This window comes from Amaricoccus sp. (genome assembly GCF_036846665.1).
In the GTDB taxonomy this organism is placed as follows: Bacteria; Pseudomonadota; Alphaproteobacteria; order Rhodobacterales; family Rhodobacteraceae; genus Amaricoccus.
In genome coordinates this window covers 1-20,834 of sequence record NZ_DAIUBO010000045.1, presented here as the reverse complement: position 1 = coordinate 20,834, position 20,834 = coordinate 1, and the positions used below count along the sequence as shown (strand labels likewise).

General features: G+C 65.7%; 14 protein-coding genes and 2 pseudogenes. 13 read left to right on the top strand and 3 right to left on the bottom strand.

The annotated features are described in order from the left end of the window. A pseudogene (locus V7050_RS06530) lies at positions 1–313 on the bottom strand (zinc ribbon domain-containing protein); the annotation flags it as partial. Here V7050_RS06530 and V7050_RS06525 point away from each other — a divergent pair. Then, positions 303–797 (top strand): annotated as a pseudogene (locus tag V7050_RS06525) (site-specific integrase); the annotation flags it as partial. The pseudogenes V7050_RS06530 and V7050_RS06525 overlap by 11 nt on opposite strands. 511 nt (positions 798–1,308) lie before the next feature. On the opposite strand, the gene V7050_RS06520 reads toward V7050_RS06525, so the two are convergent. Next, the gene (locus V7050_RS06520) at positions 1,309–2,901 is read right to left on the bottom strand and encodes a hypothetical protein (protein WP_324374464.1); all 1,593 of its coding nucleotides are present in this window, start codon (positions 2,899–2,901) and stop codon (positions 1,309–1,311) included. 158 nt (positions 2,902–3,059) lie between these two features. Here V7050_RS06520 and gltS point away from each other — a divergent pair, with 158 nt between their 5' ends. From gltS to arcC, 7 genes are all read left to right on the top strand, one after another. Beyond that, positions 3,060–4,274 (top strand): sodium/glutamate symporter, encoded by a 1,215-nt coding sequence (gene gltS, locus V7050_RS06515; protein ID WP_324374462.1) that lies wholly within the window; start codon positions 3,060–3,062, stop codon positions 4,272–4,274. A 106-nt stretch (positions 4,275–4,380) separates the two neighbouring features. Further along, complete coding sequence (locus V7050_RS06510) at positions 4,381–4,635, top strand: hypothetical protein (protein ID WP_324374460.1); 255 nt, start codon at positions 4,381–4,383, stop codon at positions 4,633–4,635. A gap of 98 nt (positions 4,636–4,733) precedes the next feature. Continuing rightward, positions 4,734–6,203, top strand: a complete 1,470-nt coding sequence (locus V7050_RS06505) for a YfcC family protein (protein WP_324374458.1) — start codon at positions 4,734–4,736, stop codon at positions 6,201–6,203. A gap of 4 nt (positions 6,204–6,207) precedes the next feature. Beyond that, a complete protein-coding gene (locus V7050_RS06500; protein WP_324374455.1) occupies positions 6,208–7,548 on the top strand; it encodes an amino acid permease in 1,341 nt (446 codons plus the stop codon). Between the two features lie 3 nt (positions 7,549–7,551). Next, entirely contained in the window at positions 7,552–8,778 is a 1,227-nt protein-coding gene (locus V7050_RS06495) for an arginine deiminase (RefSeq protein ID WP_324374453.1), read from the top strand. A 25-nt stretch (positions 8,779–8,803) separates the two neighbouring features. Further along, positions 8,804–9,805 carry an ornithine carbamoyltransferase gene (locus V7050_RS06490; protein WP_324374451.1) on the top strand — a complete coding sequence of 334 codons (1,002 nt, stop codon included), beginning with the start codon at positions 8,804–8,806 and terminating at the stop codon, positions 9,803–9,805. Between the two features lie 3 nt (positions 9,806–9,808). Continuing rightward, positions 9,809–10,759, top strand: coding sequence for a carbamate kinase (gene arcC, locus V7050_RS06485; protein ID WP_324410401.1), 951 nt, complete (start codon positions 9,809–9,811; stop codon positions 10,757–10,759). A gap of 407 nt (positions 10,760–11,166) precedes the next feature. Here arcC and V7050_RS06480 read toward each other — a convergent pair whose 3' ends face one another. Then, entirely contained in the window at positions 11,167–12,912 is a 1,746-nt protein-coding gene (locus V7050_RS06480; protein ID WP_324374447.1) for a recombinase family protein, read from the bottom strand. A 620-nt stretch (positions 12,913–13,532) separates the two neighbouring features. On the opposite strand from V7050_RS06480, the gene V7050_RS06475 reads away from it, so the two are divergent. From V7050_RS06475 to V7050_RS06455, 5 genes are all read left to right on the top strand, one after another. Then, entirely contained in the window at positions 13,533–14,726 is a 1,194-nt protein-coding gene (locus tag V7050_RS06475) for a DUF932 domain-containing protein (protein WP_324374445.1), read from the top strand. 212 nt (positions 14,727–14,938) lie between these two features. Then, complete coding sequence (locus tag V7050_RS06470) at positions 14,939–15,682, top strand: hypothetical protein (RefSeq protein WP_324374443.1); 744 nt, start codon at positions 14,939–14,941, stop codon at positions 15,680–15,682. Positions 15,683–15,910: 228 nt separating this feature from the next. Continuing rightward, positions 15,911–18,040, top strand: coding sequence for a ParB/RepB/Spo0J family partition protein (locus V7050_RS06465; protein ID WP_442885586.1), 2,130 nt, complete (start codon positions 15,911–15,913; stop codon positions 18,038–18,040). A gap of 97 nt (positions 18,041–18,137) precedes the next feature. After that, entirely contained in the window at positions 18,138–19,175 is a 1,038-nt protein-coding gene (locus V7050_RS06460; protein ID WP_324374438.1) for a DUF7146 domain-containing protein, read from the top strand. A gap of 328 nt (positions 19,176–19,503) precedes the next feature. Beyond that, positions 19,504–20,439 carry a DUF2493 domain-containing protein gene (locus V7050_RS06455; RefSeq protein ID WP_324374437.1) on the top strand — a complete coding sequence of 312 codons (936 nt, stop codon included), beginning with the start codon at positions 19,504–19,506 and terminating at the stop codon, positions 20,437–20,439. Positions 20,440–20,834 lie beyond the last annotated feature (395 nt).

The window sequence follows — 20,834 nt, the reverse complement described above, 5'->3', positions numbered from 1 at the left end:
CGATCATCCGTGCCTGGAACGCCGGATCCCGGAGCTTGGCGGCGATGGTCCGGGCGACTGCCGCCTCCAGCTCAGCCGCCGGGATGCGCCAGCCCCGCGCGCCGTGAGCGACACCCTCCTCGATCAGCGCAGCACTGACATAGTAGCGGTAGCGCCGCCCCTTCTTCCGGGCATGGCTCGGGCGCATCTTCAGGCCATCGGGATCGCGCACCCGGCCCGCGAGCGGGCTCGGGTCCCGGGCGGATCCTCCGGTCGCTCGCCGGCGGCGGTTGGCGGCGAGGCGCTGCTGCACGGCCTCCCAGAGGCTCTGCATGCTGACCGGCGCCCGGCTTGGCGAGGTCCGCACCGCCACCTTCGATCAGTTCAACCTTGAGCTCGCGATCTGGACCAAGCAGGCGGCCTACACCAAGCAGCGGCGCATCCACCGCATCCCGATCTCGACCGAGGCAGTTGCACTCGTCCGGCTACGCCGCGAGGCCGCGCCGGCGGGCTGCCCGTTTCTCTTCCCGGGTGATCTTGAGGGCCAGCCGGTGATCGAGCTGAAGCACTTCTGGGCCCGGATGCGCGAGGTGGCACACATCCCCGACGTCCGCATCCACTATCTGCGCCACACCTTCGCCTCGTTGCTGGTTTCGGGGGGCGCGTCGCTCGAGATGATCGGCAAGCTGCTCGGCCACACCCAGATCGGCACCACCCAGCGCTACGCGCATCTGATCGAGTCCCCCCTGCGGGCCGGCGTCAACGCGGTGGGCGAGTTGCTGCGGCCAAGGTTGAAAATCGTTGGCGGCCAGAAGTAGATGGCCCGCGGGTGAGCAGCCCTTACTGTGAACCAACCCCGCGAGATGACACCACGGCCCACGCCGACCTCCCCGCGAACGGCCTGACGCGCCGGCTGGCGCCATCGCCGAAGCCGGCCCGGCGCCGTCATCGGGCGAATTGTAGACATGAATTGCGGCACTCCGCACCGGTCATTCGCCAGCGGCTGGCCCCAACGGCATTGAGGGCCTTCCGGCTTGGTGATTGGAACGAGTGCTCGCCCTCGTGCGTAACCTCCGTGGGCCGCTAAATCGCCGCCGAACTCAGCGAGAAGGGTATCCGCCCATCCGGGTGATCGGACAGGCAACGCAGGCCCGCCGACGTGCAGCCGCGAGCTCGATTGGTCGACGACGGTCTCGGCCGCTGGCGCTTTCAGGAGGCGCGCTTGTCGCGGCCGCAAGCCGAAGAGGCCGAAGACCGCGAATCGGACCACGAAGTCGGTGGCCCTCGCTTCAAGCAGCTCGATCCCGAGGATGCCAGCGTGACATGCGCCTACGAGGACCGGCTCGACTCGGCGATCGGCATGCCGGCCTTCTCGAGGCCGGCGACAATCAGGGGCACGAGCTCCGGTGCCACGTGGCGGCCCTCGAGGTCGTCGACGATGTGGACGCCATAGTCGGGATCGAGGCCCCGGATTGCCGAGACCGCGTCGGCCGCCTCGTCGTCGAGACCGAGCTCGGCCGCCGCGGCGGCGACGGCGACATGGCCGTAGAGAACCTGGGGCGCATTGACCCGCCTGGCCTCGGCCAGCGCCTCGGCGAAGCGGCCGTGGGCGAAGTGGTAGAGAAAGAGGCCGATGCGATAGCTTCCGGGCTGTGCCGGATTGCCGGCGTAGGATTCCTCCAGCAGCGGCACGGCCTCGTCCCATCGCGCCAGCATCGCATAGCGCTGGCCGAGGTCGGCGAGGATCGTCGTGTCGTTCGGGTTGAGGGCGCGGCCGGCCTCGAGGGCCTCGAGTGCGGCCGCAGGGCTGCCGGAGAACCAGCGCGCCAGCCCGAGGGCATAGCGCGCCCAGCTCGAGCTCGGGGCGAGCTCGACCGCGCGGGCGGCGAGCGCGGCGGCCCGATCCCGCGGGTCCGGGTCGGGCGCTCCGGTGACATGACCGAAGCGGTAGGCGTTGGAGTAGACGAGCGACAGGCAGGCCAGCGCCTCGGCATAGTCGGGCTCGGTCGCAACGGCCTGCTCCAGTCCCACACGCACCGCCTCGATCATCGCCTGGTCGAAGGTGCGCCAGTAGGCGTAGAACAGCAGCACGGCGGCGTAGCTCCCGAGAAGTTCCGGCGCCTTTCCCTCCGCATCGCGGGCGCGATCGGACCGGATCGCGCCGTAGGGCGGCGCAAAGGCCCGCGCAACGCGGTTCGCCACGTCGTTGCGGAGCGCGATGATCTCCGAAGGTTTGAGCTGCCGCTCGAAGGTTTCGGCCCAGACGACCCTTCCCGTTGCGGCCTCGACCAGGAGGACGTCGACTTCGAAGTGGTCCGGCTGCAGCGAGGTCTGGCCGGTGACGAGGTAGTCGGCACCGACTTCTCGCCTGGACGCGCCGAGGTCGAAGTCGCTCGGATGGCGCAGCGCGGTCTCGGCGCCGAAAACCCGCAGGCCGGTGAATCGGGTGAGCGCGATGATCAGCGAGCGGGTGAAGCCGCGGGTGAAGGTCGGGAAGGAGGACTGGTCGCCCTCCTCCTCGAAGGCCGTCACCAGGATACGCGGAGAGCCGGCAAGGGCCTGCGGCAGCGCGACCGCCTCCACGGCGAAGACCGGCGCGTAGCCGCCGCGGGGAATGTCGATGCGCAGACCGCTCGTCCGGCCGTCGGTCAGATAGTAGTGCTCCAGCGCCCGCCGGAGCCGGCCTGCCTCGATGCGGACAATCGAGTCGAGCTGCGGGTCGAACTTCGAGTCGCGCCCGAAGACCTCGGTGGCGATCGTGTAGGCCTTGATGCGCTCGCTCCGCCCGGCGAGGGCTTCCTCGACGACATAGGTCAGGAAGCGCCTGTTGCGCTCGCTGGCATCGAAACGCGGTGATCCGAGAATGCGGGCGAGTTCCGCCAGGACGGCGTCGGCCGATTCCTTCTGCTCCTCCCGCACCATGATCCGACCGCCAGGCCCGCTCCGCAATCCGTTCCGGATCTTGGCACAGGCGCGCGTCTTCCGAAACCTGGGGGGAGCATGTAGTAGCCGGTAACGTACTTTGCCGGACGTCCAGGCCTGCCGAGGTTGCGTCGGCGCATCGGAAGAGGAGCGTCGCCGTGGAGACCGGAGCGAGAGAGCTGGTGGCGCCCGACTTTCTTTCGCTCACGATCGGGATCGTCTTCTTCTTCGTCGGGGTGCTCATCACCCAGCGCGTCGAGTTTCTGAGGCGCTACAGCATTCCCGAGCCGGTCACCGGCGGCTTCGTCGCCGCGCTCGTCTTCTGGGCGCTGCACATCATCTTCCGCGTCGACGTCGGATTCGACATGACGACGCGCGACAAGCTGCTCGTCATCTTCTTCGCCACGGTCGGCGTGAACGCGAGGCTCGCCGACCTCGCCGCAGGCGGCCGCGTGCTTGGCATTCTCTGCCTCGTGACGGTCGCCTTCGTCTTCCTGCAGGACACGGTCGGCACCGTCGGTGCGGTCCTGCTCGGGATGCCGAAGGCGGCGGGGGTGGTCGCCGGATCGATGTCGCTCGTCGGCGGGCACGGCACGGCGATCGCCTGGGGGCCGACGATCGCTGCCGAGCACGGATTCCCGGCCGCGCTGGAGAGCGGCATCGCGGTCGCCACGGTCAGCCTGATCATCGCCAGCCTGCTCGGTGGGCCGTTGGCGAAGTTCCTGATCGAGAGGAACCAGGTAGCGGTGCCGGGAACCGACCCGGAGGACGGGGAGCTGCCGCCGGAGGCCGATGCGGCGCCGATCGACAAGATGGGCGTGATGCGCGCGATGCTCGCGGTCAACGTGGCGGTGATCCTCGGCTATCTCGCCCACGCCTGGTTAACCGAGACGACCGGCATCACCCTGCCGCTCTTCGTGCCCTGTCTGATCGCGGGGATCCTGCTGTCGAACACCGTGCCGGTCCTGTTGCCGCGGCTCCGCTGGCCCGCGCACACGCCGGCGCTCGAGCTGCTGTCCAGCTACGCGCTGTCGATCTTCCTCGCGATGTCGCTGATGAGCATGCAGCTCTGGACGCTGGCCGGCAGCGCGGCCGACCTCTTCCTACTCGTCGCGGTCCAGACGGTGGTGGCGGCGACCTATATCGTCCTCGTGGTCTTCCCGGCGCTCGGGCAGAACTATCAGGCGGCCGTCCTTTCGGGAGGCTTCACCGGGCTCTCGCTCGGCTCGACCCCCACCGCGATCGCCAGCATGTCAGCGATCACGAAGCGCTATGGACCCTCCCCGAACGCCTTCGTGATCCTGCCGCTGGTCTCGGCCTTCTTCGTCGACATCGTCAACGTCGGGGCGATCACGCTTTTTCTCCGTCTGTAGCACGCGGCGCACCTGTTGCTAACGGTAACGTACTTCGAAGACCCGTGAGGTTCGGGGAGTCTCGGTCCCGTCTTCCGAGCGGGGTTGCGCAATGGCGAAGGCTGACGTGGCTGACGCGAGACTCGCGCAGGCGTTGGAGCGCTTTCCGGAGGCGGCAGCGACCCTGCGGAGGCTGGCCGGGTCCAACCCCGATTTCTGCGAGATCTGCGAGGAATACGCCTTGGCGCGGCAAAGTCTCGCCGTGTTCGAGGCGCGCCCGGATGCCGCGGAGCGACCGGAGATCGGCGACTACCGCACGGTGATCGCGGAGCTCGAGGGCGAGATCGACCGCATTCTGAAGGAGGCTGGACAGGACGGCTGACGCATCGCGCCGCGGGGCGCAACGAACAACAATCCGGCGCGCCGGGTGGCCTGGGAGGGACGCCGATGCAGGCGCGCCTGCCGAAGCAGGGTAGGCCGATGAAGAAGTTCCCGACCGCGTTCACGATCCTTTTCGCACTCATCATCGTCGTCGCGGCGCTGACCTGGATCATTCCGGCCGGCCAGTACGAGCGCGCCTTCAACGAGACGCTCGGGCGCGAGGCGCCGGTGCCCGGCACCTACGCCCAGGTCGAGCCGAACCCGCAGGGGCTCGTCGCCGTGCTGATGGCGCCGATCGCCGGGCTCTACGACCCGGCAACGGGAATGGCGAACGCCATCGACGTGGCGGTCTTCGTGCTGATCATCGGCGGCTTCCTCGCCGTGGTCACCAAGACCGGGGCGATCGACGCCGGCATCGGCTGGCTGCTGACGGCGCTGAAGGGCCGCGAGATCTGGATGATCCCGATCCTGATGGCGGCATTCGCCGCCGGCGGCACCAGCTACGGCATGGCCGAGGAGAGCCTGGCCTTCTACGCGATCGTGCTGCCGGTCTTCATCCGTGCCGGCTACGACGCGCTGACCGGGGTCGCCGTCATCATGCTCGGCTGCGGCATCGGCACGCTCGGCTCGACCTTCAACGCCTTCGCGACGGTAATCGCCTCGAACGCCGCCGGCGTGCCCTTCACCGACGGCCTTGTGCTGCGGGTCTTCATTCTCTTCGCCTGCCTCCTGGCGGGCATCGCCTACGTCATGCGCTACGCCAAGCGGGTGAAGGAGGAGCCGGCGCGGTCGGTGGTGGCGGCGCAGCGCGAGGACAATATCCAGCACTTCCTCAAGGGCTCCGAGGTCGGAGCGCCGCTGCCGGAGTTCACCCGCGTCCGCGAGATCATACTCGCGCTCTTTGGACTAACCTTCGTCATTATGCTCTACGGCGTCATCAGCCTGGGCTGGTGGATGGGCGAGATGTCGGCCCTGTTTCTCGGAATGGCCATCTTCACCTTCTTCGTCGCCAAGTTCGACGACGCGACGAAGATGGACGAGCACACCTTCGTCGACACTTTCGTCAACGGCGCGCGTGACCTGCTCGGGGTCGCGCTGATCATCGGCGTCGCCCGGGGTATCGTCGTTATCATGGACGCCGGCAAGATCACCGACACCATCCTGAACGCGCTGGCCGGCACGCTCGCCGACTTCGGCAACGTGCTCTTCATCAACGTGATGCTGGCGTTCCAGACGATCCTGTCGTTCCTCGTGCCCTCGTCGTCGGGGCTCGCGGTGCTCACGATGCCGATCCTGGCGCCGCTGTCGGACTTCGCCGGGGTGCAGCGCGACCTGACGGTCACCGCCTACCAGTCGGCGAACGGCTGGGTGAACCTCTTCAACCCGACCTTCGCCGTCGTCATGGGCGGGCTCGCGATCGGGCGCGTGGCCTACGACCGCTGGCTCCGCTTCGTCTGGCCGCTGCTCGTGATCCTCGCGGTGATCATCTCGGCGGCGCTCAGCGTCACGGCGATGATGACGGACGCGCCCCCATCGGCCCCGGCGCCGGCAGCGGCGCCGGCGAACTGAAGCGATGGCGACCGGGGCGAGCGTCGCGGCCGGGGGTGGGCTCGGGCTGGTCGCCTGCACCGCGCTCGTCGTCGGCAACATGATCGGCTCGGGCATCTTCCTCCTGCCGGCCTCGCTGGCGGCCTTCGGGCCGATCTCGCTCGTCGGCTGGACGGTGACGTCGCTTGGCGCGCTGGTGCTGGCGGTGATCTTCGGGAGGCTGTCGCGGATCGTGACGCGGACCGGCGGGCCCTACGCCTACACCGAAGCGGGCTTCGGTGAATTCGCCGGCTTCATCATCGCCTGGGGCTACTGGATCGCGCTCTGGACCGGCAACGCCGGTGTGGCGGTGGCGCTCGCCGGCTATGTCGGCTTCCTCTTTCCCGGCATCGGCGCCTCCCAGTCCTCCAGCCTCGCGGTGGCGCTGATCTCGATCTGGACCCTTACCCTCGTCAACATCCGCGGCGTCGCCGAGGCAGGGCTCGTGCAGATCGTCACGACCGTCCTGAAGCTGGTGCCGCTCGTCCTGATCGGCACGCTCGGGTTCCTCTGGGTCGATGGCGCCAACTTCACGCCCTGGAACACCTCCGGGCAGTCTGACCTCGCCGCCATCTCCGCCGCGGCGGCGCTGACGCTCTGGGCCTATCTCGGCCTCGAGTCGGCGACCGTGCCGGCCGGCGACGTGATCGACCCGGAGCGCACCATCCCGCGGGCAACGATCCTCGGCGTCCTTATTGCTGCCGCCGTCTACATCTCGGTCACCACCGTCGCCATCGGGGTGGTGCCATCGGCAGAACTCGCGGCCTCGGCGGCGCCCCTCGCCGATGCGGCGCGGGTGATGTGGGGGGGCACCGGCGGCATCCTGGTCGCCATCGGCGCAGTGATCTCGACCTTCGGCACGCTCAACGGCTTCACGCTGCTGACCGGTCAGGTGCCCTACGGCGCGGCGCTCGACCGGGTGTTCCCCGAGCGTCTCGGACACCTCTCGCGGTACGGCACCCCGGCGAACGCGCTGGTCTTCTCGAATCTGCTCGCCTCGATCCTCGTCGCGATGAATTTCGCGCAGGGCCTCGTCGGCGCCTTCAACGCCATCATCCTGCTCGCGGTCATGTCGAGCCTGCTGCCCTACGCGCTCTGCGCGCTGGCGGAGCTGATGATCCTGCTCCGCACCGGCCGCAGCGTCGCGGGTCCGCAGCTCGCCAGGGTCGCCGTCCTCGGCGCCTTGGGCTTTCTCTACGCGCTCTGGGCGATCTACGGCGCCGGGGCCGAGACCGTGTTCCTCGGATTCCTGCTGATCCTGGCCGGCATTCCGGTCCACGTCGCCATCAAGTGGCGCAACCGCAACGTCATTCGGGAGGAGACCTAACTCATGCAACTCGGTGTCCATTCGGAGATCGGCAAGCTGCGCAAGGTGATGGTGTCGCGGCCGTCGCTCGCGCACGAGCGGCTGACGCCCGGCAACTGCCACGACCTTTTGTTCGACGACGTCATCTGGGTGCAGAAGGCGCGCTCGGACCACGCCGACTTCGTGCTGAAGATGAAGGACCGCGGCGCCGAGGTCTTCGACATCCAGGACCTTCTGACCGACATCTTCCGCGACCAGCCGGAGGCGCGGGGTTTCGTGCTCGACCGGCGGATCACCGACAACCAGGTCGGACCGGCGCTCGCGCGGCTGGTCCGCCCGTGGCTCGACGAGCTCGACGCCCACCAGCTTGCCCGTCACCTGCTCGGCGGCATCGTCCGCGACGACCTGCCGAAGGACCTGGTGACGCCGGTGATGCAGGAGGCGCTGTCGCCGACCGAGTTCATCGTCCGCCCGGTGCCGAACGCGCTCTTCCAGCGCGACCCCTCCTGCTGGATCTACGGCGGGGTAACCTGCAACCCGATGTACTGGCCGGCGCGCAAGCCAGAGTCGCTGTTCCAGCGCGCTGTCTACAAGTTCCACCCGGAGTTCACCCGGAACGAATTCGAGATCTGGTGGGGCGACAGCGACGAGGACTGGGGCAACACGTCGATGGAAGGGGGCGACGTCATGCCGATAGGCCGAGGCGTCGTGCTGATCGGCATGGGCGAGCGCACGACCCGGCAGGCGGTCAACCAGGTTGCCAACCGGCTGTTCGCCAAGGGCGCGGCCGAGCGGGTCATTGCCTGCGCCATGCCCAAGTCGCGGGCGGCGATGCACCTCGACACCGTCTTCACCTGCCTCGACCACGACAAGGTGACGGCCTTCCGCGAGGTGGTCGACGAGATCACCTGCTTCTCGCTCCGCCCCGACGGCAAGGGCGGAATCGAGATCACAAAGGAGGGCCTGCATCTCTTCGAGGTCTACAAGGAGGCGCTCGGCCTCTCCGACCTGCTCGTCGTCGGCACCGGCGGCAACGCCTTCGACGCCGAGCGCGAGCAGTGGGACGACGGCAACAACGTCGTCGCGCTCGAGCCCGGGGTGATCGTCGGCTACGACCGCAACACCCACACCAACACGCTGCTCAGGAAGGCCGGCGTCGAGGTCATCACCATCAACAGCCAGGAGCTCGGCCGCGGCCGCGGCGGGGGGCACTGCATGACCTGCCCGATCCTGCGCGACCCCGCCTACTGAACGAGAACACCGGGAGAGAAACGCCATGTCCTTCAACCTCAAGGGCCGCAGCTACCTCAAGCTCGACGACTTCAGCCAGCGCGAGATGCTCTACCTGCTCGACCTCTCGCGCGACCTGAAGCGCGCCAAGTACGCCGGCACCGAGCGTGAGCTGCTCAAGGGCAAGGAGATCTGCCTGATCTTCGAGAAGACCTCGACCCGCACCCGCTGCGCCTTCGAGGTCGCCGCCCACGACCAGGGGGCCCATGTCACCTACCTCGACCCCTCGGGCAGCCAGATCGGCCACAAGGAGTCGATGAAGGACACCGCGCGGGTGCTCGGGCGGATGTTCGACGCAATCGAGTTCCGCGGGTCGTCTCAGGACGCAGTGGACGATCTGGCTAAATACGCCGGCGTTCCGGTCTACAACGGCCTGACCGATGACTGGCACCCGACGCAGATGCTCGCCGACATGCTGACCATGGTCGAGCATTCCGACAAGCCGCGCACCCAGATCGCCTATGCCTTCCTCGGCGACGCGCGCAACAACATGGGCAACTCGCTCCTCGTGCTCGGGGCGATGATGGGCTGCGACGTGCGCATGGTGGCGCCGAAGGAGAACCAGCCGCACGACGACGTGCAGGCGATCGCCAGGAAGTGGGCCGAGCAGACCGGCGCCCGGCTGATGGTGACCGACGACATCGACAAGGGCCTGAAGGGCGTCGACTTCGTCCACACCGACGTCTGGGTGTCGATGGGCGAGCCGAAGGAGGTCTGGGCCGAGCGGATCAAGCTGCTCTCGCCCTACCAGGTCAACATGGCGCTGATGAAGAAGACCGGAAACCCGACGGTCAAGTTCATGCACTGCCTTCCGGCCTTCCACAACACCGAGACCAAGGTCGGCCAGGACATCTTCGAGAAGTTCGACATCAAGGAGATGGAGGTCACCGACGAGGTGTTCGAGAGCCCGATGAACGTCGCCTTCGAGCAGGCCGAGAACCGGCTGCACACCATCAAGGCGATCCTCGTCGCGACGCTGGCGGGCTGAGCCATGGCCCGAATCGTCGTCGCCCTCGGCGGTAACGCGCTCCTGAAGCGCAGCGAGGCGCTGACTGCGTCGAACCAGCGCCGCAATGCCCGGATCGCGGCGGAGGCGCTGGCGCCGCTCTGCGCCGGCAACGAGCTCGTCATCACCCACGGCAACGGTCCGCAGGTCGGTCTGCTGGCGCTGCAGGAGCTCGCTTATCCCGGCGAGGACTCGCCGCTGGACGTGCTCGGGGCCGAGACCGAGGGGATGATCGGCTACATGATCGAGCAGGAGCTCGGCAATCGTCTGCCCTTCGAGCAGCCGCTCGCCACGCTCCTGACCATGGTCGAGGTCGACCCCGACGACCCGGCCTTCGCCGACCCGACCAAGTTCGTCGGCCAGGTTTATGACGAGGCCGAGGCGAAGGCCGAGGCCGCCGCCAAGGGCTGGACCGTGAAGCCCGACGGCGACAAGTGGCGCCGCGTCGTCCCCTCGCCGCTGCCGAAGCGAATCTTCCAAATCCGCCCCGTACAGTGGCTGCTCGAGAAGGGGACGGTCGTCATCGCCGCGGGCGGCGGCGGCATCCCGACCATGTACGAGAAGGGCACCCGCCGCCTCGTCGGCGTCGAGTGTGTCATCGACAAGGACCGCGCCACCGCGCTTCTCGCCCGCGAGATCGGCGCGAGCGTCTTCGTCTGCGCCACCGACGCCGACGCCGTCTACGTCGACTGGGCCAAGCCCGGCCAGAAGGCGATCCGCTGGGCGACGCCCGACGCGATGGACGCCTACAGCTTCCCCGCCGGCACGATGGGCCCCAAGGTCGAGGCGGCGCAGGAGTTCGCCCGGGCGACCGGCGGCCGGTCTGTGATCTGCGCCCTCGCCGATGTACCTGCGGCGGTCCGCGGCCGGAAGGGCACCACGATCGGAAGCATCCCCCGCGACGGTAACTCGGAGGAGGAAATAGCCTTTCACTGAGGTCCCGACATGCGCTTCCGGCGGATCTCGTACGCCCGACCCCTCGGCCTCGGTGCGACGCTCGTCTCTTCCCTGGCGCCGTTCTTCCGAGCGGCCGCCTTCTTCTTGTTATCCGTCGGGCCGCCCGCAGTGATTGGCGGCTGTCCGCCCTTCGCGCCGTCGGTTGCGGATGCCACCCGAGATGTCCCTGGAATGACTAAATCGCTCGACTTGCTGTCGGTCGTTCACTCGGCTGATCGTCGGCGGGTCAACAATAGGTCAACCGGTGTATTGGCTTCGTTCTCCGTCCTGCGTCGCAGTTTGCGGCCCAGCGCGGACTGGTGCGGCCGAAACTGGGTTGCAGATCAAAGGCTTACTCGGCTAACGCACTGCAACTAAAGGACAAGCCTGCTTCCGAGGGTGGGGGCTCATAACCTGAAGGTCGCAGGTTCAAATCCTGCCCCCGCAACCAACGATACTTGCGATGCCTCCGCCGGTCCTGCCGCGAAGGTTTTTGCTTTTGTGGGACTAGGGTGCCGGGATCGTCTGCTGCGCCCTCCCGCAACCAACGATTTCTGCGAAAGCAGGTTGTCCAAAGCCTCGGCCTCCGAAAGGAAGTCGGGGTTTTGCTTTCCAGCCGCAAAGCGCAGGATCGCGCCCAAGTCGCCGCGCAGGACGATGGAGAGTTCGCCGTTCTCAGGCACGAGGCTGATTTCATCGACCAGTGATCGAAGCACGTCGACGGCGGCGCCTCGATCTTCCTCCAATTGCAGGTTCTCGCAGAGCTTCGCGATCCGATCCTGGTACATACGTGCCATGTTCGGGTGCAGCAACGGCGGCGGCTCGTCGGCATTGTCCAGAAGCTCAGTCAACTCCGCCTTTCTCGCCTCCAGCTTCTCGGCCTTGTCTTTGAGTTTCGCCGGCGGGAAGCCTTGAAGAATGGCGTCGACCATCTTGTCGAGCTCTCGGTCAACCTTCTCAAGTTCGCTCCTCCAGCCAGCCAGGTCGGCTCCGCGCTCGATCCGGAGCCGATTTACCTCGCGCGTGAACTCGGCACAGAATTCATTGAAGAGCTCTGGCGACATGAGATGCTTCCGAAGGCCATTCAAGATCGACGCCTCCAAGGCATCCCGACGGATGTTCAGACGGTTATCGCATGTGCCCTTGTTCCGTGACGCTGCGCAGCCAAGCAGGTCTTTCGAGATCAGGGAGTACCCACCACCACAGCACCCGCACTTGATGAGGCTGGCGAAAAGGTGCTTCGGGCGTCGTCTATCATTCATCGGATTATTGCCGGCCGACGACGTATCGAACGAAAGGCTCATTTGCCTTTTTTTCACCGCGTCCCAAAGATCTTGGTCCACAATCCGAAGGTCCGGGACCTGTTGGACCACCCACTCACTTTCCGGGTTCGGGCGGGAGACGCGCTTACCGGTGTCTGGATCCTTCATGTATCGCAGACGGTTCCAGACGAGCCTACCGATGTAGAGCTCATTGTTGAGAATCCCTGTCCCTCGTTTCGGGTTGCCGTGAATCGTGGAGGGCCCCCACTCCTTGCCCTGCGGTCCGGAAATGCCCTCCCGGTTCAAGGTCATCGCTATCGTCCGCGACGATTGTCCGGACAAGTATTCCCGGAAGATGCGCCGAACGACGTTTGCTTCAGCTGGGTTGATCTCCCGCTCGCCCCGATCGTCCGGATCGGTCGTGCGAACGACATCATACCCATAACAGAGTCCACCACCGGAGCGTCCCTGCTCGACACGCCCGCGAAGGCCGCGCCGGGTCTTGTCGGCTAGATCCTTTAGGAAGAGTGCGCCCATCGTTCCCTTGAGACCGATGTGCAATTCGCTGACCTCACCTTCGGACAGCGTCACGATACTCACGCCTGCAAAGCGCATCCGCTTGTAGAGCCCGGCGATGTCCTCCTGGTCCCGAGAGAGACGATCCAGCGACTCCGCGAGGATGACCTCAAAACGGCCCTTCAGCGCATCCGAGATCAGTTCCTGGACGCCGGGCCGAAGCAAGGATGCTCCGGAAATCGCGCGATCCGTGTAGCTGTCGATAATCGTCCAGCCTTCCCGCTCCGCGCGTGCACGGCAGATGCGCAGCTGGTCTTCGATCGACGCATCACGTTGGTTGTCAGATGAATACCGAGCGTAAAGCGCTGCTTTCATGCGATAGCCCCCTTAATCGCGGAGGCGAGCCCGTGCATGCCGCCTGTTCTCTGTCTCAATGAAATCTCTCGCCGCCTGCCGTGCCAACAAGCGAACAAGGTTAACCAGCCGCGGATCATCGCCAGTAGAAGCGAGGCGCGCGATTTTGTTCGCAGTCGCTCCGCCACCCCGAGATGAGATTTGGGCGTCTGTTGACGCGCCAGCCCCTGGCCTATGTTTTTGGTCCCATTCCATAGTCGCCAGCCTGCCAGATGGTGGCGCGCGTACGAAGGAAAAAGCCTATGCATAATAGAGGGTTGAAGGTGGGATGAGCGAACATTTTCGTAGCTTGGCGTATAGATGGCTGCTTTGGCGTCGCGCAAATCGGCGGCCCGGAAACCGGAGATACTGCGCTGTTCTATGCGATTTCTCACCATTTCGGGGTCCTTCGCTGTGGCGGCGACCGAAGACCGTTGCCTGAAAGAAGTCTGCCATAGGCCGCCCGAATCGCGCAACGCAGGTGTCACTAAGGCGCTGGAAGCCGCCACTGGCCAAGCGAGAGAGCAAGAGACTGGGAGGGGTGCCGTGACGGGTTAAGGGCTGGAGGAGAGGCCTCCGGCGCCCGTCGCGGAGGTTTTCCAATGAACACCGAAATTATCGATGCCGGGCGTAAAATCAGCGGCGGCTACAAGGTGGATGTTTCGCGGGGCGAAAACGTGGATCGCGTGTCGTCGGAGTGGTTCGCGCGGCCGGATGACGAACGGTTCCTGTCGCTCGACGACCTCTTCGCATCGGTCAAGGGCCGGGCGGAGCGGAGCCGGACGCGCACGGTGGAAAGTGCGGCGATCCGGGTCGAAGCGCATCGCGACGACCCGGAAAATCTCGGCCTTGTCCTGCCGGGCACGGATGAACCCGTCGCGCCGACGCATTGGTCCTTCGGCCAGCTCTCGAGCCTCGTTGGCGCCCCCGCGGCCTATCTGCGGCAACTGCCCGCGCCGCTGGCGGGCATCAACCTGCAATACGGCCTAACCAACCACCGTGCCGAGCAAATCAAGACGATGGAGGTCGTGGATGGTCGCACGGAGCTGCGCGCCGTGACCGGCCCGGACTATGGCCGTATCTACGACCACGAACTGGTCACCGCCGTTCAGCGCATCGCTGGCAATGGCACCGGCGACACGCGCTGGAAGGTGCCGGGGATGCTCGACTGGTCCACCGGCATCTATAATCCGCGCGTGGACGTGACGAAGGAGACGACGACGCTCTATGCCTCGGACCGCGACGTGTTCCTGTTCCTCGTCGACGACCTCAACCCGATCGAGGCGGGGCTGCTGCCCGACGGTACACCCGACCTGTACTTCCGGGGGTTTTATTGCTGGAACTCGGAGGTCGGCGCCAAGACGCTGGGCATCGCCAGCTTCTACCTGCGCGCGGTCTGCCAGAACCGCAATCTCTGGGGCGTCGAGGACTTCCAGGAGATCACGATCCGGCACTCGAAATACGCTGCCTCTCGCTTCGCCCACGAGGCCGCACCGGCGCTCAGCCGCTTCGCAGAGTCCTCGCCCGCGCCCTTCATCGACGGCATCCGCGCGGCGCGGGAGAAGATCGTCGCGCGGTCGGACGATGACCGCCAGGACTTCCTGCGCAAACGCGGATTCTCGAAGGCGGAGACGGGACGGATCGTCGAGACGGTCCTGGCCGAGGAAGGCCGTCCGCCAGAGAGCGTCTTCGACTTCGTGCAGGGGATCACCGCCGTCGCCCGGTCGAAGCCGCAGCAGGATGCGCGGCTGGTGATGGAGGGGAAAGCCAAGGGGTTGTTGGAGAAGGTGGTCTAGTCACTCTATCGAGTGACGGCCTACACGGGCCGGCACTGAGACTCAGAACTGTCATTGCGCTTTTGAATTGTCCGAAGGTCGTTCATTGGACGAATACTTGCTGGAACGTCCGAAATCAGAGAACTTGCCGACGTTCGTTACTGCAACTGGCTCAACGCCTACGCCTGACTGCCAATGACCAGACCTCAAGCCGTTCTGCTAGGAGAAAAACCGTGGCGACAAACGTTAATGTTGGTGACCATGTCTACGTGTGTCGCAGCCGCTTAGATGCAGTAAATGATCAAACGCAAGCATTTTACAGAACTGAGGTCGTAGCGCGGGAAGGACGCAAGCGGCGTGTTAGGTTGCCCGATGGTACGAATAGCGAGCTCGTATCGACAAAATTCATGCATCATCGAGTCGGCGTCGCAATAATTGCTTTTGATGATTTCCATTCGGAGAGCACTTTGCTCGATCCGTTGGCGAAAACGGTATTGCAGTATTGTCGGCTTCTTTTTGGGGATGATTCCTTTGTGCGATTTTTGAAGTTGCGGACTGATGCAGAGTTGAACTTGGTTTGCCAGACTCAGCAGCTTTCTGCGTATGAGCATATTGTTGTTCTCGGGCATGGTTCGACAGATGCGGCGCTTTGCGGGGCGACGGGCGATATCCCCGTTGCTCGGCTTGTTGAGATATTCGAGCAACACAATCCTACGCCTTGGGACTTCGCATTCCTCTGTTGCTATTTGGGGCGCAATACTTTTGCTCGTCCGTTTTCAACTAGCCCGATGTGCAAGAGCATGGTCGCGCCCTTCAACGCAGTACATGGTGGCGTTTCGGCGCAGTTCGTTCAGACGTACCTAATCAAATTATTGCTCGAAGGTGAATCAACCGCTGACGCACACAGACATGCTTCTGCGTCAACACCTCCGGGCTCGAAGTTTCGGTTGTGGAGGAACGGTGAACACAAGGCATAATTTGGCTTGATGGGCGATGAGCCGATTTGGACATCTGCCGAGTAATGCACCACCAGTCGTATGCCTGCCTCGCACAGGAAGGATGTTTTTCTGCGTCGGAATTCGATGCTGGCGTGGGCGGCTATCTACCGTGCTCAGTTTCCAGAGGTAGAGGTGGGCCGGGTTTCCCGTGACGGGTTTGGAGGTCGGGAGAGTGGCTCCCGGCTGGCCCGTCGCGGAGATATCCCGATGACCAAGCAACAGAAAATCACCCTCAGCGCCTCGCGCGACATTCCCTTCAACAAGCTGATGCTCAGCCAGTCGAACGTGCGCCACGTCAAGGCGGGTGTGTCGATCGAGGAGCTGGCCGAGGACATCGCCCGGCGGACGCTGCTCAGCTCCATCACCGTGCGGCCCGTTCTGGACGACAGCGGAGCCGAGACCGGCATGTACACGATCCCCGCCGGCGGGCGGCGGTTTCGCGCGCTGGAACTGCTCGTGAAGCAGAAGCGCATGAACAAGACCGCGCTGGTTCCCTGCATCGTCCGCACCGATGGGCTCGCTGAAGAAGACAGCCTGGCCGAGAACGTCCAGCGGGCACCCCTGCATCCGCTCGACCAGTTCCGCGCCTTCCAGGCGATGCGCGAGAAGGGTCGCACCGAGGAGGAGATCGCGGCCGCCTTCTTCGTCTCGGCCAGCGTGGTCAAACAGCGTCTGAAGCTCGCCGCGGTCGCGCCGTCGCTGCTCGATGCCTATGCCGAGGAGGAGATGACCCTCGACCAACTAATGGCCTTCACGGTGGGTCCCGATCACGCGCGGCAGGAACAGGTCTGGGAGGCGCTGCAGCGGCACTATTCGCGGCAGCCCTACGAGATCCGCCGCATGCTGACCGAGGGTGCGGTGCGGGCCTCGGACAAGCGGGCGCAGTTCGTCGGGCTGGACGATTACGTCGAGGCCGGGGGCGAAATCCTGCGCGATCTGTTCCAGCAGGACGACGGCGGCTGGTTGCAGGACGCCGCCCTTCTCGACGTCATGGTGCGCGAGAAGCTGGCCGAGCAAGCCGAAGTCATCCGGGCCGAGGGCTGGAAATGGGTCGAGGTCGACACCGCGTTCCCCTATGGCCATACCTTCGGGATGCGCCGGGTTCATGGCGAGGCGGTGCCGATGAGCGACGAAGAAGCCGCCAGCTACCAGGCGCTGAAGGCCGAATACGACGCGCTCGAGGCCGAGCATGCGGAAGCCGACGAGCTGCCCGACGACGTCGATACCCGGTTGGGCGAGATCGAGGAGGCGATGGAGGCCCTCGAGGCGCGGCCGTTCCGGTACGAGGCCGAAGACCTTGCGCTGGCCGGGGCCTTCGTCAGCATCGACAGCTCCGGGCGGCTGCGCGTCGAGCGTGGCTATGTGCGACCCGAGGATGAGCCGGTCGAGGAGGTGGAGGACACCGGCGAGATCAAATCGGAAGCTGCCCCGGTCGAGGGCACCGATGACACCGTCGCGTCTACGACGGACGAGGAGGAAGAGGATGACGGCCTCAAGCCGCTTTCCGACCGTCTCGTCATGGAACTGACGGCCCATCGCACCCTCGCGCTGCGCAATGCGCTGGCTCAGGACCCACAGGTCGCCTTCCTCGCGGCGCTACACGCGATTGTCCTGCGGCTCTTCTATCGCTACGCCGTCGACAGCTGCGTCGAGATCGAACCGCGCAACGCCGCCTTCGGATCGCAGGTGCCGGGCCTCGGCGACACGGCCTACGCGCAGGCCATCGAGCAGCGTCACGAGACCTGGACGCTCAACCTGCCAAAAGCGCCCGAGGACCTCTGGGAGGCCCTGACCGAGTTCGACAGTTGCAGCCGCGAAGCGCTCTTCGCCCATTGCGTGGCGATGAGCGTGAATGCGGTCCACGACCCCTACCAGCGCCGTCCCCGCGCCATCGCGCATGCGGATGTGCTGGCCGGGACCGTCGGGCTCGACATGGCCAAGGCGGGCTGGACGGCCACGGGTGACAGCTACCTCGGCCGTGTGACCAAGGCGCGCATCCTCGAGGCCGTGCGCGAGGCGAAAGATGAGGACGCCGCTGACCGGATTGCCGGGCTGAAGAAGGCTGAGATGGTGACCGCGGCCGAGGACCTGCTCGTGGGCACCCGCTGGCTGCCCGAACCGTTGCGCACGCCGCCGCTGCCGGAAGCGGACGCACCGGAGATCGAGCTGATCGACGAGGCCGAACGCACCGACGATGACGCTTCGGAAGACGATCCCGACAGCAGCGAAGCGCAATCGGCGGAAGATGGCGGCGAACCGGCTATCGGAGATTCCGACCCGATCGAGGAAGATGATCCCGTCGCCGAGGACGCCTTCGCACGCACCGCCGCCGAGTGACCTTCGAGCAGCACGGGGCCTTCCCCAAAGGTCCAAAGTCAGGGGCCCGTCAGTCATGGCGGGCCCCTGATTGCGTCAAAACCTCTTGGAGACCGCCATGACGAGCCCCGCCATCGAGCTTTCGCGCCAGCTTGCCCAGAATGCCGAAGCGGCGTGCCGCCACTATCTGTCGAACGGCCGGAAGCAGGGTCACTACTGGCTGGTGGGCGACGTTCAGAACAACCCGGGGCGGTCGATGTTCGTTCGACTGTCCGGGCCTCTGTCCGGCACCCGTGCGGCCGGAAAATGGACCGACGCAGCCACGGGGGAGCACGGCGATCTGCTCGATGTCATCCGCGAAAGCTGCGGCTTGGTCGACTTCAAGGATGTTGCCGATGAGGCCCGACGCTTTTTGAGCCTGCCCTTGCCTGATCCACCCCGACAGCATTCTCCAAATTCACCGCCACCGGCTGCTACCGGATCCCAGGAAGCGGCACGACGCCTGTTCGCAATGGGCGTGTCGATCTACGGCACTCCGGTCGAAAACTATCTGCGCGGGCGTGGCATCAGAGCGATTGACCAAATGCCAAGCCTGCGGTTCCATCCCGCCTGTTTCTATCGACCCGAAGGCGGCGGGCCGGTCGCGCGGCTTCCGGCCATGCTCGCTGCCATCACCGATCTCGAGGGCCGCCAGACCGGGACCCACCGCACCTGGCTGCGCCCGGACGGGAGCGCCAAGGCCGATATCGGCACGCCGCGGCGTGCGATGGGGGCTTTGCTGGGGAACGGGGTACGGTTCGGCACGCCCAGTGACGTGCTCATCGCGGGCGAGGGGATCGAGACGGTTCTTTCCGTGCGCTCGGCCCTGCCCGAAATGCCCGCCCTCGCGGCGCTGTCGTCGGGACACCTGGCCGTCATCCGGTTCCCCGCTTGCCTGCGGCGGCTCTACGTGTTGCGCGACCGTGATCCGGCGGGCGCGGCGGCAAGGGATCGACTGAAGGCGCGCGCAGCCGAGGCGGGGATCGAGGCGATGACCCTCACGCCGCGATTGGGCGACTTCAACGACGATCTTCGGCGCTATGGGCTGGAGGCCTTGCAAGCGCGGTTGCGGCTTCATCTCCACACCGAGGACGCCGCGCGGTTCGTGCCAGTGTGACAGGGCGGCAATCCGGCTGGCGCTGCACGGCTCGCGGCATCGCTTTCGGAGGGGATCCCGCGCGGGTCCCATCCACGGGAATGGCCGGCTCGCACGGCCTTCTCGGAGGGCAGGAGGCCCACAAGCGTCACGGCCCGGCAATGGCCGCGCTCCGGCTATTTTCCGCCGCGCCCCGTTGGGGCGCTTTGCATCGCGAGGCAAAATAGCCGGGCTTGGCCATCAAGGCCCTCGCGAAAGGCTCGAGCTGCCCGGCCGTGCCGCCCGTGGGCGCGTTCCTGCCACGAAGGCCGCGTGTGGCGCGCGGCTCCCCCGAGGAAGGACCCCGCACATGACCCATGATCCCGAAACCGATGCCCATGAACCGCAGCATAGCACGTCCTCGACCGCCCATGTCCTGACCGAACTCCAGCTCTACGGCTGGCGCCCCTACGAGGATGAACCCGACCCGCGTCCCTTGCCCGAGGGCAGCCAGATCGCTGGTGCCGTCGCCGATATCCTCGATGCCCTTGTCGCGACGCTGGGTGATACGCGCCTCGAACCCGATCTCGACGAACTGCTCTGGGGCGCGGTCAACCTATTCCACCGCGCGCTGGCGCGGGCCGAGCGGCAGCTCGACGACAACGAACAGGCGCAGCGCCGCCTTCAGCGGGAACAGGATGGCTCAGAGGTTAAATCCCTCGAACTCGAACGCCTCGTGGCTGAGGGGCAGAGCATGGTCGAAAGGCGCACCGCGCTGGAGCTTTTCCGCGACCTTGCCGCCGAGGGCTTCGAGCATCACCTCGGCAAGCCCTGGCATCCCCGGACCGGCTCACGCGTCAGCCATCGCAACCTGACCGCCGCGGTGATCGACAGCCGGGACTTCCTCACCGCCCGCCGCCGGGCCGAGGCGCAGTTGCTTCTGCCTGAGGGTCCCAAGGTGGCCGTTACCGGCGGCGCGGAGTTCAACGATCACCGCCTGATCTGGGCGCGGCTCGACCGAGTCCATGCCAAGCACCCGGACATGCTGCTGCTGCATGGCGGCTCACCGAAAGGCGCGGAACTCATTGCCTCCCGCTGGGCCGATCACCGCAAGGTGCCGCAAGTCGCCTTTCGTCCCGACTGGACCAAGCACGGCCGTTCGGCCCCGTTCAAGCGCAACGATGCGATGCTGGACGTCCTGCCGATCGGGGTGCTGGTCTTCCCCGGCACCGGGATCCAAGAGAACCTTGCCGACAAGGCCCGCAAGCTGGGCATTCCGGTCCTGAAGCACGAGGGCGGCGCGTGAGCGCCGCTTTTTCTCGATATGCGCATCACGCGGCTACTGCGTATGACCGGACATTCATGCTCAATGCCGCAGACTTTAGGTTCAAGCCCAACTTGCACCTTGGTCAGTGTGCGGCGAACGTCTGGTTTGGATGACTTGTCAAAACTCGTGCATGTAATCCGAGCGAGTGACATGATTTCGAAAGATAGTTCCGAGAGCGCTTCCCAATGATGTTCAGCCGCCCGAGAGATGGGTTGGCACAGCTCTCAGAAACCACCGATTTCAAGAACTGTCACCGTCGGGAGTTGCAAGGCCAGTCACTCGAACGAAGGTCTCCTCGATCTCGCCCCAGCGCCGGGCCAAAGGCAGAACAGCTAGGTGGATGATCAGCCACGTAGCATAAACCATATCGTGAT

Bases quoted from the DNA above. Each gene is read 5' to 3' on its own strand.
- V7050_RS06520 (WP_324374464.1), bottom strand. From the start codon at position 2,901: ATGGTGCGGGAGGAGCAGAAGGAATCGGCCGACGCCGTCCTGGCGGAA.
- V7050_RS06505 (WP_324374458.1), top strand. From the start codon at position 4,734: ATGAAGAAGTTCCCGACCGCGTTCACGATCCTTTTCGCACTCATCATC.
- V7050_RS06500 (WP_324374455.1), top strand. From the start codon at position 6,208: ATGGCGACCGGGGCGAGCGTCGCGGCCGGGGGTGGGCTCGGGCTGGTC.
- V7050_RS06495 (WP_324374453.1), top strand. From the start codon at position 7,552: ATGCAACTCGGTGTCCATTCGGAGATCGGCAAGCTGCGCAAGGTGATG.
- V7050_RS06490 (WP_324374451.1), top strand. From the start codon at position 8,804: ATGTCCTTCAACCTCAAGGGCCGCAGCTACCTCAAGCTCGACGACTTC.
- arcC (WP_324410401.1), top strand. From the start codon at position 9,809: ATGGCCCGAATCGTCGTCGCCCTCGGCGGTAACGCGCTCCTGAAGCGC.
- V7050_RS06480 (WP_324374447.1), bottom strand. From the start codon at position 12,912: ATGAAAGCAGCGCTTTACGCTCGGTATTCATCTGACAACCAACGTGAT.
- V7050_RS06475 (WP_324374445.1), top strand. From the start codon at position 13,533: ATGAACACCGAAATTATCGATGCCGGGCGTAAAATCAGCGGCGGCTAC.
- V7050_RS06465 (WP_442885586.1), top strand. From the start codon at position 15,911: ATGACCAAGCAACAGAAAATCACCCTCAGCGCCTCGCGCGACATTCCC.
- V7050_RS06460 (WP_324374438.1), top strand. From the start codon at position 18,138: ATGACGAGCCCCGCCATCGAGCTTTCGCGCCAGCTTGCCCAGAATGCC.
- V7050_RS06455 (WP_324374437.1), top strand. From the start codon at position 19,504: ATGACCCATGATCCCGAAACCGATGCCCATGAACCGCAGCATAGCACG.